This is a genomic window from Sporolactobacillus vineae DSM 21990 = SL153, from assembly GCF_000377985.1.
GTDB classification, from domain to species: domain Bacteria; phylum Bacillota; class Bacilli; order Bacillales; family Sporolactobacillaceae; genus Sporolactobacillus; species Sporolactobacillus vineae.
Genome location: NZ_KB899044.1, coordinates 282,646 through 300,476, shown reverse-complemented (window position 1 = coordinate 300,476; position 17,831 = coordinate 282,646). Strand labels below are relative to the sequence as shown.

The window sequence follows — 17,831 nt, the reverse complement described above, 5'->3', positions numbered from 1 at the left end:
TTTTAAGTTTTATTATGCTAGAATTTTTCTGGACATATTTTTTTGATGACTTGCTTTCACCTTGAAACAGTGACAGGCGGGCCCGCTCATGAATTAAGGCAAGGCGGAGCGTGCTGGAAGCTCCGGAAAAACAGGAGGCAGGGCTGTGAGCATAGACCATGAAAAGATAGAGAAAGCGGTAAGAATGATCCTTGAGGCGATTGGCGAGGATCCTGACCGAAGGGGAATCAGGGAAACGCCGAAGCGATATGCCAGAATGTGTGATGAGATCTTCCAGGGAATGGATCAGGATCCGAAGCAATACCTGGCCAAGACCTTTGATGAGGATCACGAAGAGCTTGTTCTCGTTAAGGATATTCCGTTTTACTCGATGTGTGAGCACCATCTTCTCCCCTTCTTTGGCAAGGCCCACGTCGGTTATATTCCCAGAGGCGCCCGCGTGACCGGGCTGAGCAAACTGGCCAGAGCAGTGGAAGCTGTGGCACGCAGGCCCCAGCTTCAGGAACGGCTGACCACCACTGTCGCGAACAGCATTATGGAAACACTGAAGCCTTATGGCGTGATTGTGGTCATTGAGGCGGAGCATATGTGCATGACCATGCGGGGGATTAAAAAACCAGGATCCAAGACCATTACGTCGGCGGTCAGAGGGGTTTTTCAGAAGGATCCGACCGCCCGTGCCGAGGCGCTCTCATTGATCAGCCACTGAAATTTAGCAGGGAAAGCAGGATTGAACGATGGATGTGAACAGAGAAGAAGTTTTAGGTGAATATTTTGTCATCAAGGCTGAGGAAGACGGCGTGAATGTGATCGGTCTGACACGCGGTGCTGAAACCCGGTTCTTCCATACGGAAAAACTGGACCGCGGTGAAGTCATGATTGCCCAGTTTACCGAACATACGTCAGCCATCAAGGTGCACGGCCGGGCGACGATTCAGACAAAGCACGGTACGATGATCTCAGGCTGACAGGACACATTTTTTATAAGTAAAACTTTGATTCAGGTAGCGTACCGATTTTGCTGCTTCAGAAAATGGAGCGGGAAACAAAAGACAGATCGACGCAAATGCCTTGATCAATAATATTTCCAGCAAGGGGCTTGTGATGCTTAAGCTGGGCGGGGGAGGCTACCCATGCCTATTGAGCAGGAAGTAGACCGGTTATATGAACAGCTTCAGGATGAGCTGAATCATCCTTATATCAGACGCGTTCTGCCCCATCCTGCTGTCGATAAAGATAAATTGCTGATATATTACCTGCTATTCCGGACAAAAGTCGGTGACCGCGATGCAGGTATATGTGCCAAAAGTGTCATGATCGCAGAGGTCGGACTGACAACCCATGAATGGATGACGAACGACACACTGACGGACAATTCGGCTATTCGCCGACGGCAGCTGACAGCGCTGTCCGGCGACTTTTATAGTGCCATGTACTATTATTCTCTGGCCAGATGCGGACAAATCGATATTGTCCGCTGGGTGGCGCAGGCGATTCAGCAATTTAATATTGAGAAATGCCGGCTTTATTACAATGGCGGCCCGGAACCGGACTGGGATCAGGCCGTTCAGGCTTTGAGTGCTTCGGAAAGCGCTTTGATTGTACGTATTGCTGCTGGACTGGAACAGGATCACTGGATTCCTGTGATTCATCATTATTTTCTTGTGAAAAGAATCGTTCAGGAACGTCTGGGATGCATGCAGAAAAAAGCGCTGACAAACATCTGCAAGTTCTTTGAAACACATTTTAAACTGAAATCCGAACAGCTTGGCAGGAGAATGGACCATGTCATACTTGATGCAGCTGCCGAATTTGAGAAAAGTGCCGGGCAGACAGCAGAAAGCTGCACGATGCCCGGTAAACTCCTTGACTATCTCAGGAAACAGATGCGGATGTATTGCAGCTATGCGCTGGAAGAAGGTTAATCGTTAATGACGGCAATGGATCCGGAAGCGAAACATAAGAGAGTACATCAAGTTTTCCAGACGATTTATAAAAAGTACGACGCGATGAATTCATTAATCAGTTTTAACCGGCATAAAACCTGGCGGCGTCTTGCTGATGAGCTGGCAGCAGCCGCTCCGGGCAGCAGCTACATCGATATTTGCTGCGGAACGGGCGACTGGACACTGACGCTCGGTAACGATGTCGGACCTGAGGGACAGGTTGTCGGACTGGATTTCAGTGATCACATGCTTAAAATCGCAAAAATGAAACTGGACAATACAGATTTGGAAAATGTCAGACTGGTCAATGGTGATGCGATGGCGATTCCTTATGATGGAGCGACTTTTGACGGGGCGACAATTGGTTTTGGGCTGCGGAACGTGCCGGATTATCTGAAAGTCCTGCAGGAAATCTACCGGGTTCTGAAACCTGGCGGCACATTTGTCTGCCTGGAGACGTCACAGACGTATGTACCGGTATACCGGCAGCTCTATTTCTTTTATTTCCGCTTCATCATGCCGTTTCTCGGGAAACTTTTTGCGGGAAGCTACAAGGAATATGCCTGGCTCAACGAATCGGCACATAAATTTCCGGACCGGGACCAATTGTCCGCCCTGTTCCGGCAGGCGGGGTTTGAAGTGGTCACCGTGAAACCGCTGATGGGCGGTATTGCTGCGATTCATAAAGCGGTCAAACCGGAGAAATGATTTGCTGACAAGTACAAAAGGAACAATGGCTGTTCTCATGGCTAGGCGATGCGGCGGCAATCTGAAGGGTGAAATGAATTGAGTCTGGCACAGATCTATCTTAAAGAGAAAAAGAATCTGAATATCATCGAACGGAAACTGGAGTCCTATTTGCAGGCGCCTTATCCGCTTCTGCGAGAAGCATCACTGGATCTGTTGCACGCCGGCGGAAAGAGAATCCGGCCGATTCTGGTTCTGCTTGCCTCGCAGTATGGGGACCCGGACCGGAAAGAAGTACTTGATTCAGCAGTGACCCTTGAACTGATACATATGGCCTCACTGGTACACGACGACGTTGTCGATGATTCAGGCTTAAGACGCGGCAAGCCTACGGTAAAGGCGAAATGGGATAACCGGGTCGCCATGTTTACCGGGGATTATATCTTCGCCAGGGCGATTGAACTGATCTCCCGGTTCGACCATGTACAGGCGCACCGAATGATTTCGAAGGTCATCCGTGATCTGAGCCTCGGAGAGATTGACCAGATTCGCGACCTTTATAATCTGAACCAGAATCTTCGGGCCTATTTGTTGCGCATCAAGCGGAAGACGGCGATCCTGATGGCATTGAGCTGCCAGCTTGGCGGTTATGCGTCCGGGTGCAGCCTCAGCCTGTCCGGAAAGCTATACTACTTTGGCTATTGTCTTGGTATGAGCTATCAGATCACCGACGACATACTTGATTTTGTCGGGACTGAGAAACAGCTGGGGAAACCGGCCGGAAGCGATCTGCGCAGCGGAAATATTACGCTCCCGGCATTTTATGCGCTGCAGGATAGGCAGCTTCATGACGCTGTGGCGGCATTGTTACAGTCGGACCAGGCATCTGATGAGGAGTGGCAGGCGCTGATTCAGGCGATCTGTGCGTCCGATGCGATTGCCCGGTCAGAACAGCTGAGCGACCGATATCTTGACAAAGCACGAAAAGTATTAAAACAATTACCACAGATACCGGCCACGAAAGCTCTTGAAGAAATTGCCGGGTATGTGGGGACGAGAAATTATTGACCCCGGGAAGGTTTGTCTGTTGAAAGAATGGTAATAGATGGATGATACATCCTGATCACTGAGCAGCGATCACTAGGTGTTCAAATATAATGAAAACGATTTATCTGAAGGGACTGACTGACATGGAACAAACATTTCTTATGATTAAACCGGATGCTGTCCGGAGAGGGTTGATTGGAAAGATTATCGCCCGTTTTGAGGCCAAGGGTTTTCGCATGGTTGCCGGAAAGTTTATGAAAATCTCGCCGGAACTTGCAGCAAGACACTATCATGAACATATTGGAAGGCCGTACTACGAGGATCTGATCGGTTTCATGACTTCCGGTCCCGTGTTTGCCATGGTCTGGGAAGGCGAAGATGTGGTCAAACTCTCCCGCTGGATGATGGGTTCCACAGATCCGGAGAAAGCACTGCCGGGAACGATCCGCGGAGATTATGCGACGCGGATGAACCGGAACGTGATTCATGGGTCCGATTCGCTTGAAAATGCAGAACGGGAGATCCACCTTTTTTTCAAAGATGAGGAACTGGTCAACGATTAATCCATTCTATCCGAAAAAAGTAACAGGCAGGACGAAACAGGTGGATAGTGATGGAAAGCGACAGGAATCAGGATTATGAGCAATTTAAAGAGCGCTTTTTTCGGTTGACCGGGATCAATCTTTCCCTCTATAAAGAAGAACAGATGAAGCGTCGTCTGAATTCGTTTCGGGCGAGAAAACAGTTTCCTGATCTGGTTGCGTTGGCCGATGGCATGGAACAGTCGGGCGAGCTGCTTGATCAGGTGTTAAGCCGGATGACGATAAATGTCACCGAATTTTTCAGAAATGCATCCCGATGGCAGATTCTTGAGGACAAGATAAAAGGGATAGCGGCCCGCAAGGAAAATCTGACGGTCTGGAGCGCAGCCTGCTCAACCGGTGAGGAACCCTATTCTCTGTCGATGCTGATTGGAAAATACTTTTCCGGGAATCATTACCGAATCGTGGCGACTGATATAGACAGGGAAGTCCTGCGTCAGGCCGAGGCCGGGATTTATCAGCAGCAGGCAGTATCCGGCTTTTCTGCTGAAGAGCAGCAGCAGTTCTTTACAATAAAAGGGCCATTTTACCGGATTCGTCCGGAACTGAAAAGGAGCGTTCGGTTTCTCCGCCACGACTTGCTGCGTGATCCTGCACCGGGACGATTTGATGTGATTGTCTGCCGCAATGTGCTGATCTATTTTACTGAAGAAGGCAAGTCGCTTATCTATCAAAAATTCGGCCATGCCCTGAATCAGGGCGGCATTCTGTTTGTCGGCAGCACCGAGCAGATCTTCCGGCCGGATATTTTTGGACTGGCTTCCGCGGAATCCTTTTTTTACCGGAAGCAGGATAAAAAACAGTCGGAATGACCGGACATTTTTCCCCGTTCACGATTTCGGGTAATTGACAGTTCTGCTTCCAATCGCTATGATAAGAGTACGCTAAACAGGTCGGACAGTGTCACAGGACATTGTCGGCCAGATTCAAGAATGAGACAAGAGAATGAGCTGAGTTGAGAAGAGCTGAGGGTACTTCAACTGACTACGAACCTGAACCCGCAGGGATTTTCTCTGCGGGTTTTCTGCATTTCGATCAGGATTCCTCCTTTGAAAGATCCCCCTCTCAAAGTCAAACTGCTCATTCCTCAAAAAAAGAGGAGTGGGAATCATGTTTCAGGAAAAACTCAAAGAATTAGTCGCCGGAACAACACTGTCGGAACAAGAAGCCGAGGGCATGATGGATGAGATCATGGACGGGCAGGCAAGTCCGGCTCAGATTGCCGGTTTCCTGTCGATTCTGAGCCTGCGCGGTGAGACCGTTGAAGAACTGACCGGGTGTGTGCGCAGTATGCGCGCTCATGCAAAACACCTGAACAGCAACAGAGAACTGATGGACATCGTCGGAACAGGCGGTGATGGGACGGCGACATTTAATATTTCAACAGCTAGTGCGATTGTCCTGTCTGCACTGGGTGTCGATGTAGCCAAACACGGCAACAGGTCCGTTTCTTCAACAAGCGGCGCTGCCGATGTCCTGGAAGCCCTGGGCATTCCTGTCCGCACGACACCGGAGGAAGCAGAGCGGCTGCTGGAGAGAACACATATGTGTTTCCTGTTTGCCCCGGTCTATCATGCGTCGATGAAATACGCCATTGAACCGAGAAAAGCCCTGGGATTCAGAACAATCTTCAATCTGCTTGGTCCGCTGACGAACCCGGCCGGGGCTCAGCGCCAGCTGCTCGGTGTTTACAGTGAAAAAGCTGCCGAAGCCTATGCCCATGCTGTTTCCAGTCTGGGGACGCACCGGACCCTGATCGTCTCCGGTGAAGACGGGATGGATGAAATTTCCGTTACCGGAGCAACCCGCTGTCTTCTGGTGGAGCGGGGACAGATTCGCCGGTTTACGCTGACACCTGAATCAGTCGGGCTGGCCTCCGGAACAATGAGCGGCATTCAGGTCAGCAACCCGGCCGAGAGTGCGGCTTTGATTGAACAAATACTCGATGGTGAGACGGCAAACCGGACGGCCAGGAACGCTGTTCTGCTGAACGCCGGAGCCGGTTTATTCGTCGCCGGGCGAACCAGCACAATCGCAGAAGGTGTGCATGAGGCGGATCAGGCAATCGGCGACGGAAAGGCACGGAGGCAGCTGAGCTTGCTGCGTGCTCAGAGAACGGAAGCTGCTGCCCATGCCTGAGTCCATTCTCGACCGGATTATGGTCACAAAACAGGCGGAGCTTGAAGCATTTAAGATGCCTGAACGAAAAACCTTTTTCACACACCACTCATTGTCGAAAGCTCTGAAAACGCCAAATCATCAGGTCGGTCTGATCGCCGAAGTGAAAAAAGCATCCCCGTCAAAGGGGACCTTCATGTTCAAACGCACGCCCGGGGAAGCTGCTTCGCTCTATCAGGAGGCCGGGGCAGATGCGATCAGTGTGCTGACGGACATGACCTATTTTCATGGTTCGCTGAGCGACCTGGCCGGAATCAGGAAAACGGTGACGCTGCCGATCCTCAGGAAAGACTTTATTATTGACGAGCGCCAGATTGAAGCGGCCGACCGCGTCGGTGCAGACGCCATCCTACTGATCGCGGCGGCACTGGATCCGGAAAGGCTCTATGAACTGTATCAGGCAGCGGAAGTACGCGGTATGGAGGCCCTCGTCGAGGTTCACAGTGTCCGTGAAGCCGACCGCATTCTCGATCTGTTCCTTCCTCGGGTCATGGGAGCTAATAATCGTGATCTGAGGACATTTGCCACGGATCTTTCGGTGACGGCGGAAATCCGCAGAGTTGTCCCGAAGGAGGTTGTCTTCGTCGGGGAATCTGGCATTCATACATCAAGCGACGTTGCCTTTGCAAAAGACCATGGCGCAGATGCTCTGCTGGTCGGCGAAGCGCTGGTTTGCGCCGATTCAATTCCGGACCGGGTCCGGACGTTGTTTGGAGCGAAGGTGAGCCGTCATGCGTCTGAAGCTTAAATATTGCGGGAATCATTCACTGGAAGACGTACGCAAAACGATGCACAGCCGGGCGGACTATCTCGGCTTCATTTTTACACAAAAAAGCAGGAGAGCAGTCAGCCCGTTACAGGCAGCCGACTGGCTGGATCAGGCAGGTCCTGCCGGACATAAACAAATCGTCGGCGTCTTTGCCGATGACCCGATGGATCTGATCTTGAAGACGGCGCGTACAGTCCGTATTGACGTGATCCAGCTCCACGGCGGAGAGAGTCCCCAATATGCCGCAGCAATCCGGAAAAAGACCGGCATCCGGGTTTGGAAAGCGATCCATCACGGCGCTTCTTCCTTGAATGAGATGCGTCTTTATGAAGGGTACGTCGACGGTTATGTGATCGATACGAAAGTGGCGGGGCAGTTTGGCGGAACGGGTATCGCCTTTGACTGGCATCAGGTCCCGCTGTATACGGAAGAGGCCCGTCGTCAGGGTAAAATCTGCCTGATCGCCGGGGGCATCCGCCCGGAAAATGTCGGCGACCTGCTCCGTTATGGTCCGGAAGGCATCGACATTTCGTCAGGAATTGAAAGCAATTTTCACAAGGACAGCAAGCAGATCCGAAAAATAGAAGAAAAGGTGTGTGGTGTATATGATCAGACAGCCGCAGATTGAACCGGCGGAACAAGGGCAGAGGAAGGGTCGTTTCGGTGAATTCGGCGGTCAGTACGTGCCGGAAACATTGATGCATGCCCTGCTCGAACTGGAGAAGGGGTTCACAGAAGCAATCCATGATCCGGATTTTCTCGCCGACTACCATCACATTCTTAAGGCATACTCAGGACGGCCGACGCCGGTCACGTACTGTGCCCGGCTGACCCGTGAAGTCGGCGGCGCACAGATCTACCTGAAGCGGGAGGACCTGAACCATACAGGGGCGCATAAAATTAATAATGCGGTCGGTCAGGCCCTGCTCGCCCGGCGGATGGGCAAGAAGAGAATGATCGCCGAGACGGGGGCCGGTCAGCACGGCGTTGCCACGGCGACTGTGGCCGCTTACTTCGGCATGCCGTGCAAGGTGTTCATGGGCGCCGTGGATGTGAAAAGACAGGCACTGAATGTGTTCCGTATGAAACTGCTCGGTGCGGAGGTCGTTCCTGTGGAAGGCGGCAACGGAACACTGAAGGATGCGATCAATGAGGCGCTTCGCTACTGGGCGGCGAATGTTGAGGACACGGCATATATTGACGGTTCCGTCGTCGGTCCCCATCCTTATCCGCTGATGGTCCGCGATTTTCAGCGGATTATCGGGGACGAAGCGAGAGCTCAGATACTTGAGAAGACGGGCAAGCTTCCCGATGCTGCGTGTGCCTGTGTCGGCGGCGGCAGCAATGCGATGGGCCTGTTTACCGCATTTCTGAATGACCCGGTCGCTTTATACGGTGCGGAAGCCGGCGGTAAGGGAACGGATACGGATCAGCATGCAGCAACGCTGACCAGGGGGAGCCTCGGCGTGATCCACGGTGCCATGACTTACCTGCTTCAGGATCCGGACGGTCAGATCATTGCGCCGTATTCCATTTCCGCAGGACTTGATTACCCCGGAATCGGGCCGGAGCATGCGCATCTAGCCCGGACCGGGCGTGCGCACTACGAAGCGATGACGGACGATGAAGCGATCGATGCGCTGCTCCGGCTGAGTAAACTTGAAGGTATTCTCCCGGCGCTGGAAAGTGCTCACGGTCTTGCCCTCGCTATTAAAAAAGCGAAAACCATGCGCCCGGAGCAGTCGATCCTGGTCAATCTTTCGGGCCGCGGCGATAAGGATGTCCGAACCGTACTGAGTTACCTGGCAGATAAGGAGAAAAGTGAAGGAGGTACATCGAAATGAGCCGGATGGACGAGTTTGTCAATAAAAAAAGAGGGATGCTGTTCATCCCGTTTATCACCGCCGGCGACCCGACGGAAGACGCAACGATAGAACTGGCAGCGATGCTCCAGTCTGCCGGTGCGAGTGCACTTGAACTGGGTATTCCTTATTCTGACCCACTCGCAGACGGTCCGGTGATCCAGAAAGCATCCCAGCGCGCGCTGAAGCACGGAATGACGCTGGCAGGGGCGCTCCGGCTCTGCGGCCGAATCCGGGAACACGGCGTCACGATTCCCTTGATCGTCTTTACCTATATCAATCCGTTGATTCAATTGGGCAGCAAGACTTTTTTTCAGCTGGCCCAAGAAAATCAGGTTGACGGGTTGCTGGTTCCCGATCTTCCGTTTGAAGAAAGCCGGGAGCTGGCACAGGCGTGCAGCATGCATCACATTTGCCTGATCTCCCTTGTTGCTCCGACCACCTCAGATAAGCGGCTCAAGGCGATCGCCGGATCGGCACAGGGCTTCCTGTACTGTGTGTCTTCACTGGGCGTGACTGGAGTCCGGAAGCAGTTTCATCCGTCCGTGTTCCCCTTTCTCGATCGGGTCCGTACCGTTACAGATCTTCCGACGGCTGTCGGATTCGGCATTTCCACAAGCGCGCAGGTTGACGCACTCAGAAGCCATGCGGATGGCTTCATTGTCGGCAGCGCGATCGTGTCGCTGATCGGTGAACGAGCGGAACGCCTGTCGGACCGCCGGACATGTTCTGAAGCAGCGGCACAGATCAAACGGATTCTTGAAGAAAGGCTCCTGGGGCAGGCAGTAGGAAACAGGTGAAGCGTGCCGCATCATTCCGTCTTACATAAGGTCCGCAGATGCGGGAAAAGGGACCAGGTTCACGGCTCCGGAGGGACAGTACCTCCGGAGCCTTGTTGGGTTTGATTCATTGAAGTTAATCCCCATGTTGATTAAGATAAAGATAGTATTCGGACCGGAAACAGGTGGAGGTTATTTCATGAACGATTTGGAAACAGCAAATGCGCTGCTCGAAAACGGACAGACAGAGGACGGACTGGCCATGCTCAAAGAGCTGGTCGGTCACGCAGATGACGACCTGCTCTACGGTGCTGCGTCTCTGTATCAGGAATATGGATTCCTTGACGAAGCTCAGCGCGTTTATGAAAGCTTGCTGAGGCGTTATCCCGGCGACAGCGGACTGTTGCTTCAGATTTCAGATTTACTGATTGACAATAAACAGGAGAACCGGGCGATCGACTATTTATCACGAATCCCGTACCTTGATGAGAATTATCTCAGTGCTCAGGTCATGCTTGCCGATCTTTACCGCCTCGAGGGGCTTGATGAGGTTGCTGAAAATAAATTGCTCGGCGCACTGAAAGCGGCGCCCGGTGAACCCGTCGTGCAGCTGGCACTCGGCGAATTTTACTTGGATACCGGTGAAGAAATAAAAGCGGTCAAGTTTCTTAGAAAAGTTGTCGATAATAACCAATTGGAAGGACAGAACGTCGCACTGAAGCTGGCTAAAGCTCTGAGCCTCTCGGGCGAGTTTGAACAATCGCTCAAATATTACCGAAAGGGCCTGAAAAAGGAAAAGACACTCGACGGGCTTTTTGACTATGCGGTGACCGCGTCACGGATTGACCAGAACAAGACGGTCATCAAAGCATTAAATGAATTGAAGGACATGGATCCGGGCTACAGTACGCTTTATCCTGTACTTGCCCATGCTTATGAGCATGAAGGCGATCCGAAACAGGCACTCGAGACCGTCGAGGAGGGTCTGAAGCAGGATGATTTTAACGCCCGGATGTTTGAGGAGGCAGGTGATCTGGCTGTTAAGCTGCATCATCCGGACAAGGCTTACGGTTACTATCAGAAATGGCACGCGCTTGAGCCGGAAAACGTTGAAGCACTGACCCGGATGGTTGAATTAAAAGCACAGGATGAAGATTACGACACGATTCTTGAACTGACCGGCAGTCAGGAAATGACCGATCCGATGCTGATATGGTTCAAGGCGACGGCACTGAATCGCACTGACCGATTAAAAGAAGCTGAAAAGTACTACAGAAGCTGTGCCCCTGCATTCGCAAACAATGCCGAATTTCTTCAGGAATTCGGAGAATATCTGCGTGATACAGGAAAAAGCGCGGAAGGTCTGGCTAATCTGGAAAAAGCAGCCCGGCTTCATCCGGAAGATCAGGATCTGACGGCTTTTGTAGAACGATTAAAGCAGGATGATTCAATGTAAGATGGAATATATTTAAGAGAACCTTATTTATTTGCTTTTCCGGGGGGGGAACGGATGATGGAACAAATCGTACCGGCGGTTCAGAAGAAAGCGTTTATCAAATGGTTTCTGGAACAACGACTGCTCAGGAACAGAGAGATCATCTGGCTGTTTAACTATCTGATGGGTGACGATATAATTCTAGGCATTGTTCACTTTGTTGAATCTGTTGAAGGGTGCAGACGGGCCATCGATATTCATGCTGCAGAAGACCGGATCGAACGTTTCAGATACATTAAGGATTCCGTGATGACCAATGATCCGGAAAAAGCATTTCATGATTTGCGTCTTGACCAGACGGATGCGGTTTATATTTCTCTCAAGCTTCATGGTGTGGAAGGACACGCGGAGTACTATACCGTACTTGAAGACCGGCCGGACCATGAAAAAACAATTCACGACACGTTTGGCGCGGCGGCTGAGGAAGCAACCGGAGCAGCAGAGCGCGCTTATGCGGAAGAACGACTGAAAAACAGAATCAATCTTGCCCTGGACAAGGGTGATAAAGCAGCTTTTATTCAGCTGTCGGAGGAGCTCAAAGCGTTGAAGCGATAATTTTCCAGAAAGTTGACTGTTGAAAATGTAAACGATATCATCATCATGCTGCGTATTGACGGCCGACCCACTCTCGCAGTCCGCCCTCGTATGACTCATATTTGCGGATTTTCGGCATATCATGTATGGGGACAAGCAGATCTTGGTCATGAGGGGGCAAGCCATGAAGTCAGGGAAAGTCATTGCCGGCATGCTGGTGATTTTTTATATCTTTTTTTCGTTCGGCAGCTTCGCTGAAGGCGCAGGGAAAAATACATCGGCTGCATTATCGGATCAGGCCGACCAGATCGTACAATATACCGACGCAAATCAAATTCAGGCGGCGAAAGCTGTATTGAAAAATCTGGAAGCATCGTGGTCGGCCATAAAATCCATGTATTCCGAAACCGATCAGCGGACAATAGAAATTCAGCTCGATCAGCTGGGTTCCGTTCTGACCGGCAGCACATCAGCGGGAGAAAGACCGGCGCGGGCGCTTTCGCTGCGGCTGAGCCTTGACGCACTGTCGGCCGGGAATCATGATCCATTGTGGACGCAGATGCGGGATCCGGTTCTGTCGACGATCGGGGCGATGGAATCCGCGATGCGAAAACATGACAGGGCGGCTTTTTACGATCAGCGAAATCAATTTCTCAATCAATATGCCATTCTTTACCCCGCGCTGGTCATCAGCGGTTCCGACGATCTGCTGAACCGGGTTGACCGGCTGGTGTCCGGTCTCGGCAAAGATGGGCTGACCAATCGGGAAAGTCTTGCTGACCTCAGCAAATTACGGGCCGAATTCCGCCAGTTGTTTCATCTGCAGACGATGGCCATTCAGGGGAACCGTGTTCCATTCATCGCTTTTGTGATCGGTGTTGTTCTGATCCTTTCATTAGCTTTTGTCTCCTGGAGGCGATTCAGCAGGGGCGGTTCTCATTGGCCGAGAATGACGTACCGATAATTAACTTGTGAAAATATTTTGACACAAACGGTACAATTGCTTTAAAATTTGTATAATTAGTTTAGAGAAAAAAGCTGAGTCCGGGAAATTTTCCGGTACTCGGCTGAACAATTGAGAACGCACACATATGGAGGAATGAATGCATGTTTCAGTTTTTGATTTACATGGCCGTGCTGATGCTGATTCCCTTATGGGCACAGATGCGGGTGAAATCGACATACGCTAAGTATGCCGAAGTCAGAAATTCGACAGGCCTTACCGGTGCACAGACGGCACGGAAGATTCTCGATGATAACGGCCTGTATGATGTGTCCGTCCGGGAAGTTCAGGGCACACTGACTGACCATTATGATCCCCGTGACAAATCAGTAAATCTGTCGACAGACATTTACAATGGTGCCTCGATTTCGGGGACAGCTGTTGCCGCTCACGAGGTAGGTCATGCGATTCAGGATGCAAACAATTACACGTTTATGCGTGTCAGAAGTGCGCTTGTTCCGGTCGCCAATCTTGGGTCTAATCTGTCCTACTTCCTGATTCTTGCAGGATTTCTCTTGGGTATGATGAATCTTGCCGTACTGGGTGTCGCGTTCTTTGCAGCAGCGGTGCTCTTCCAGCTCGTGACGCTCCCGGTTGAGTTTGACGCCTCAGGGCGTGCATTGAAGCAGGTCGTCAGCCTGGGCATTATTCAGGAAGATGAACGAAAAGGGGCACGAAAGGTGCTGTCCGCTGCAGCAATGACGTATGTCGCTGCTGCACTGGTCTCGGCAATGGAATTGGTCCGGTTCATTCTGATGATCTTCCTGTCGAACAACCGGGATAATTGAAAAGCCTGAAAAATAAGGAATAAGATTCGATCAACAGCAAACAGCCCGGTTCCATTCGTGAACCGGGCTGTTTGCTGTTGACATTTTTGATGGCTGGTTTAGAATAAAATAGTTTGAACCTGATGCTTACGTGGTTCGAAACCATCCCACGTCTATCAAAAAACTAAGGAGGAGTTTTCATATGAAACTCAAACTGATTGCGGCTAACGCTATTGTTGCTGCAATTTATGTGGTACTCACGCTGATCGTGCAGCCGATCGCATTTTATGCCCTGCAGTTCCGGATTTCGGAAATGCTGAATCATCTTGTTGTGTTCAACAAGAAATATTTTTTCGGTATTGTCTGTGGTGTTTTCATTGCCAACCTGTTTTCACCGCTGATGGCCTTTGACCTTGTCTTCGGTACCGGCCAGTCCATTCTTTCGCTGCTGATCACAATTATTTGTACAAAATTAGTGAAGAGCATCAAATGGCGAATGGTGATCAACGTGGCATCGTTCACGTTCATGATGTGGATCATCGCGTTGGAACTGCAACTTGCAGGGATCGCCGGCAAAGTGCCGTTTATGGTAAACTGGCTGACCATTGCGGCCGGTGAATTTATCGTGCTGGTTATCGGCGCTCTGATTTTCTACGCCGTAAACAAACGGATTAATCTTGCAAAATTAATTTAATTAATCGTGATTAAAAAGGCGGACCGGAAAAATTTTCGATCCGCCTTTTTATAAATCCAGACTGTTTTCCCACGGAAAGCGAGCGTCTGCGGGTGAAAACAACAGCTAAGTATTGGAGAGCTAAAATCTATAGAATCCGTCTCTTATCTTTTTGCTTTTTCGTGTTCGTTAAAAGGTTCCCGGAGCTGGCTCCGGTTGTTGAAAAAAGCCTTATAACCGATCTCCACAAACAACAGAACGGTCAGTGATGCGCCGCCGACAATCCCCAGCATCACGGCAATCTGATAACGGATCGCCTGCAGCGGCGATGCACCGCCGATAATCTGACCGGTCATCATGCCGGGAAGAAAAACAATCCCCATACCGACCATCGAATTAATCGTCGGCAGCATCGCACTATCAAAAGCCTGATTGAGGATCGGCCGTGATGCGTCTGCCGGTGTTCCGCCGAGCATCAGTGCTGTCTCAACCAGATTCCGCTTTGAGCGCATGCCTTCGAGCAGTGTATTGACACCCAGAGAGACACCGGTCATTGTATTTCCGATGATCATCCCGGCAATCGGGATCACATATCTCGGATTGTACCAGGGAGACACGCTGAGCGTCACAAGGACAAAATAGCTGAGTGTCGCTGCAACACCGATACACATGGCCAGGGCGATACGTTTCTTGAGCACTCTGTTCAGCGGCAGTTTGGCACGCTGGAAAATGTTATAAATGGCGAAGAGCAGCATAAGCAGCAGGATCAGCACGGTGGCCAGCGGGTTTGCGTGCCCGAAAATATACGCCAGAATATAGCCGACGATCATCAGCTGGACGGTCATCCGGACTGAAGAAATAAGAATCTCGCGCTCGCGGTGTATGCCCTTGATTTTAACGATCACTAATAATATAAGAATAAAAATATATGCTGAGGCAAGCTGCCATAAAGTCAGGTCACTGCCGTGCATCTGATTCAGCCTCCTCCGCCAGACGGCCTTTTTCGATCCGGATAATATTTTCCGCAAAATTTTCCACGAGATCTGAAGAGTGGGTCACCATGACGATTGTTTTGGCCCTCTTATGACAGTAGTCCGTCAATTGGATCATGACCCGTCTGGCCGTCTCCTCATCAAGCGCTGAAGAAGGTTCGTCCAGCAGCAAAACAGACGGATCGAGAAGAAGAATTCTGGCCAGACCGACTCGCTGACGTTCACCGCCGGACAGAGAAGCGCTGTCTTCATTAAGCGAAAGATGTAAGTGAAGTGTCTCAAGGAGCTGCGTCAATGTCTCATCAGGCACGGCAGGCTTGTCAGAGAAACGCAGGCCGATCAGGAGATTGTCTCTGACCGTTCCCTGAAACATGACGGGTGCCTGCGAAAGCATCACGACGTTTCGGCGGATCTGGACAGGATCCCAGTCGAGGAGATTTCTTCCATCCAGTTCGATCAGTCCCGAATCCGGGCTGGTCAGATGATTGAGCAGCCTCAGAAGAGTGGTTTTTCCGCTGCCGCTTTCTCCGATGATGCACGTCAGTCGCTGCGCAGGGATATCCAGTTGTTCAATCGACAATACATTCTTATATGTGACATTTTTTAGATGAAACTTTACTTTATCCGGCATATCTGTCACTTCGAGATCCTGCCCTTCCAGAGAAAATCAGCAACAAACTGGTCCACCTTTGCATTTTCATGCAGCTTGCTGTGTGACGCCAGGGTTCCATAGATCACCTTTTCATGGTAATTTTTTGCACGAAACAAGTTTTTGCCGGCTAGCGCACTCTGCAGCGAAACCTGTCCGTCGCCTTGCTCCTTATTCTTTACGACTCCGGCAATCGCCAGTACTTTCATTCCGGCCGGGATACGGCTGCGATTCGGGTAGAGCGTACGGATTTCTTTTACTTGTCCGATCGCCCCGTCGAATGGGGCAGCAATTGGAATGAAGCTGACGGTTTCCGGATCATTTCCGGAAGTGCCTTTTTGTTCCAGCCAGGAGGTAAATGCCACTCCGCCCAGCGAATGAGAAACGACATTCATCCGGGTGATGTGCTCATTTTTTTTCAGATAGTGAAAGGCAGCGTTCAACCAGCGGATCTGCTGCTGAATCGTTCCCTCACTGTCACTGAAGACGATCTGGAAAAGAGGTGCGCGTCCCGGCGTCGGCTTTCCTGAAACTGTAATCTTATTTTTTGCATCGATACGAATGATCTGTGGGTCAGACAAACCGGAAGTCTTCTTTTGCAGCCGGCGAATCATCGGTCCAAATGTTTTCTCGCTGCCTTTCCAGCCGTGAATAAAGACGACCGGCACTTTTTGCTGCGCCTGATTTTGCCCTGCCTTTGCCTTTTCCTGATAGCCGGCTTGCTGCCGGGCGACAACATCGGTCGTATGCAGTTTCGTTAATCCCTTCAGCATCCCGTTGGCAAAATATAAGGATACCAGCAGGATGATCAGAATCACGCCAAACCATAAAAAATTTCTCTTATACACGAGCAAATCCCCCGTTGCAAACGTCATTGATTCGCTATTGCGGCCAAAATCGACAGATAACTATAGAATATCGCTTTTCCGAATATTTGAACAGACCAAAGGTGGTTGACAGCAGCTCAGTTCCGATTAAAATGGTAGCTAATCCCCATAGAAAAAAAGGGATGAAAACAGAGGAGGAGTTTACTCATGGTAGAAACAAAAACATTGTCGGGAGATCTTTATCAGGCTTACACAAAAAACCGTCCGCTTCAATGGGAAGACTATGCGCATTCAGATCTGACACCGGAAACGGCATACGAGGTTCAGCACGCGTTCAACGAGAAAAAAGGGGAAGAAGTCAAGGGCTATAAGATCAGCCTGACAAGCAAGCAGACGCAGGATCTTTTTAATTCGGATTCGCCGCTTTACGGACAGATTGTTGCCTCATCCGTGTTGCATGACGGAGCTGAAGTGAAGCTGGCTGATTTGAATGAACCGCTCCTTGAACTCGAACTGGAGTTCGTAGCGAAAGAAGATTTGTCTGCAGATGACGATGAAAATACCTTGTTGCAGAAGACAGATGTGGCACCAGGAATGGAAGTGCCGGATTCACGCTTCAAAAACTGGTTTCCAAAATTGCCGCTTGAACTGGTTATCTCCGACAGCGCCGTCTGTGGCCGGGTTGTCGTGGGCAATGCTGCGCCGAAACCGTCGGCTGATGAGCTGGCAAATGTTAAGACATCGGTAACTTATAATGGAACAGAATTGATGACCGGCGTTTCTTCAGAAGTTCTTGGCAATCCGCTCCATGCGCTTAAATGGCTGGTCGACCGTCTCGCAAAAGAAGGTAAAAAAGTCAAAAAGGGCACAACGGTATCCACAGGAACATTCTGTCTGCCGAAACAATTGCAAAAGGGTGATTATAAAGCAACCTTTGATCATGGGATCGGAAGTGTCACGCTGCATGTCAGATGAGCAAGCCTTGCTTTTCAAGACATACAGCGTGATTTTTTAATCACTC

The 17,831-nt window shown here is 50.6% G+C and carries 21 protein-coding genes and 1 riboswitch; of the genes, 18 read left to right on the top strand and 3 right to left on the bottom strand.

Translation table 11 applies throughout. The features are described 5' to 3' along the window. Positions 1-145 precede the first annotated feature (145 nt). The 17 genes from folE to D889_RS0105595 all read left to right on the top strand — a co-directional run bounded on the left by folE (position 146) and on the right by D889_RS0105595 (position 14,363). Positions 146-709 carry a GTP cyclohydrolase I FolE gene (gene folE, locus D889_RS0105675; RefSeq protein WP_010631656.1) on the top strand — a complete coding sequence of 188 codons (564 nt, stop codon included), beginning with the start codon at positions 146-148 and terminating at the stop codon, positions 707-709. A 28-nt stretch (positions 710-737) separates the two neighbouring features. Further along, positions 738-968, top strand: a complete 231-nt coding sequence (mtrB, locus tag D889_RS0105670; protein WP_010631657.1) for a trp RNA-binding attenuation protein MtrB — start codon at positions 738-740, stop codon at positions 966-968. Positions 969-1,133: 165 nt separating this feature from the next. Continuing rightward, a complete protein-coding gene (locus D889_RS0105665) occupies positions 1,134-1,925 on the top strand; it encodes a heptaprenyl diphosphate synthase component 1 (protein WP_010631658.1) in 792 nt (263 codons plus the stop codon). A 6-nt stretch (positions 1,926-1,931) separates the two neighbouring features. Further along, on the top strand, positions 1,932-2,654 hold the full coding sequence (locus tag D889_RS0105660; protein ID WP_010631659.1) for a demethylmenaquinone methyltransferase: 723 nt from the start codon (positions 1,932-1,934) through the stop codon (positions 2,652-2,654). A 78-nt stretch (positions 2,655-2,732) separates the two neighbouring features. Then, on the top strand, positions 2,733-3,701 hold the full coding sequence (locus D889_RS0105655; RefSeq protein ID WP_010631660.1) for a polyprenyl synthetase family protein: 969 nt from the start codon (positions 2,733-2,735) through the stop codon (positions 3,699-3,701). 122 nt (positions 3,702-3,823) lie between these two features. Continuing rightward, the gene (gene ndk, locus D889_RS0105650; protein WP_010631661.1) at positions 3,824-4,243 is read left to right on the top strand and encodes a nucleoside-diphosphate kinase; all 420 of its coding nucleotides are present in this window, start codon (positions 3,824-3,826) and stop codon (positions 4,241-4,243) included. 50 nt (positions 4,244-4,293) lie between these two features. Then, positions 4,294-5,094, top strand: coding sequence for a CheR family methyltransferase (locus tag D889_RS0105645; RefSeq protein WP_010631662.1), 801 nt, complete (start codon positions 4,294-4,296; stop codon positions 5,092-5,094). A gap of 298 nt (positions 5,095-5,392) precedes the next feature. Next, a complete protein-coding gene (trpD, locus tag D889_RS0105640) occupies positions 5,393-6,421 on the top strand; it encodes an anthranilate phosphoribosyltransferase (RefSeq protein WP_010631663.1) in 1,029 nt (342 codons plus the stop codon). Continuing rightward, positions 6,414-7,208, top strand: a complete 795-nt coding sequence (locus D889_RS0105635) for an indole-3-glycerol phosphate synthase TrpC (RefSeq protein ID WP_010631664.1) — start codon at positions 6,414-6,416, stop codon at positions 7,206-7,208. Before trpD ends, D889_RS0105635 begins: the two co-directional genes overlap by 8 nt. Further along, complete coding sequence (locus tag D889_RS0105630) at positions 7,192-7,857, top strand: phosphoribosylanthranilate isomerase (protein WP_018962199.1); 666 nt, start codon at positions 7,192-7,194, stop codon at positions 7,855-7,857. Before D889_RS0105635 ends, D889_RS0105630 begins: the two co-directional genes overlap by 17 nt. Then, positions 7,835-9,073: a tryptophan synthase subunit beta gene (gene trpB / locus D889_RS0105625; protein ID WP_010631666.1), complete on the top strand. Its 1,239-nt coding sequence runs from the start codon at positions 7,835-7,837 to the stop codon at positions 9,071-9,073. The genes D889_RS0105630 and trpB overlap by 23 nt, the downstream gene beginning before the upstream one ends. Then, positions 9,070-9,891: a tryptophan synthase subunit alpha gene (trpA, locus tag D889_RS0105620; protein WP_010631667.1), complete on the top strand. Its 822-nt coding sequence runs from the start codon at positions 9,070-9,072 to the stop codon at positions 9,889-9,891. The genes trpB and trpA overlap by 4 nt, the downstream gene beginning before the upstream one ends. A gap of 178 nt (positions 9,892-10,069) precedes the next feature. Beyond that, on the top strand, positions 10,070-11,326 hold the full coding sequence (locus D889_RS0105615; protein ID WP_010631668.1) for a tetratricopeptide repeat protein: 1,257 nt from the start codon (positions 10,070-10,072) through the stop codon (positions 11,324-11,326). A gap of 57 nt (positions 11,327-11,383) precedes the next feature. Continuing rightward, positions 11,384-11,920 (top strand): YpiB family protein, encoded by a 537-nt coding sequence (locus D889_RS0105610; protein ID WP_010631669.1) that lies wholly within the window; start codon positions 11,384-11,386, stop codon positions 11,918-11,920. Between the two features lie 163 nt (positions 11,921-12,083). After that, positions 12,084-12,863, top strand: a complete 780-nt coding sequence (locus tag D889_RS0105605) for a sporulation protein YpjB (protein ID WP_010631670.1) — start codon at positions 12,084-12,086, stop codon at positions 12,861-12,863. Positions 12,864-13,006: 143 nt separating this feature from the next. Further along, positions 13,007-13,690: a zinc metallopeptidase gene (locus D889_RS0105600; protein WP_010631671.1), complete on the top strand. Its 684-nt coding sequence runs from the start codon at positions 13,007-13,009 to the stop codon at positions 13,688-13,690. Positions 13,691-13,814: 124 nt separating this feature from the next. Further along, a riboswitch (PreQ1 riboswitch) is annotated at positions 13,815-13,863 on the top strand. An 8-nt stretch (positions 13,864-13,871) separates the two neighbouring features. After that, a complete protein-coding gene (locus tag D889_RS0105595; RefSeq protein ID WP_010631672.1) occupies positions 13,872-14,363 on the top strand; it encodes a QueT transporter family protein in 492 nt (163 codons plus the stop codon). Positions 14,364-14,506: 143 nt separating this feature from the next. On the opposite strand, the gene D889_RS0105590 is transcribed toward D889_RS0105595, so the two are convergent. The 3 genes from D889_RS0105590 to D889_RS0105580 are packed head-to-tail and all read right to left on the bottom strand — an operon-like array spanning position 14,507 to position 16,831. Next, the gene (locus D889_RS0105590) at positions 14,507-15,313 is read right to left on the bottom strand and encodes an ABC transporter permease (RefSeq protein WP_010631673.1); all 807 of its coding nucleotides are present in this window, start codon (positions 15,311-15,313) and stop codon (positions 14,507-14,509) included. Beyond that, positions 15,300-15,965 carry an ABC transporter ATP-binding protein gene (locus tag D889_RS0105585; protein ID WP_033403893.1) on the bottom strand — a complete coding sequence of 222 codons (666 nt, stop codon included), beginning with the start codon at positions 15,963-15,965 and terminating at the stop codon, positions 15,300-15,302. Before D889_RS0105585 ends, D889_RS0105590 begins: the two co-directional genes overlap by 14 nt. Before the next feature lie 5 nt (positions 15,966-15,970). Continuing rightward, a complete protein-coding gene (locus tag D889_RS0105580) occupies positions 15,971-16,831 on the bottom strand; it encodes an alpha/beta hydrolase (RefSeq protein ID WP_010631675.1) in 861 nt (286 codons plus the stop codon). Between the two features lie 186 nt (positions 16,832-17,017). Here D889_RS0105580 and D889_RS0105575 point away from each other — a divergent pair, with 186 nt between their 5' ends. Beyond that, positions 17,018-17,785 (top strand): 2-keto-4-pentenoate hydratase, encoded by a 768-nt coding sequence (locus D889_RS0105575; protein ID WP_010631676.1) that lies wholly within the window; start codon positions 17,018-17,020, stop codon positions 17,783-17,785. Positions 17,786-17,831: the final 46 nt, after the last annotated feature.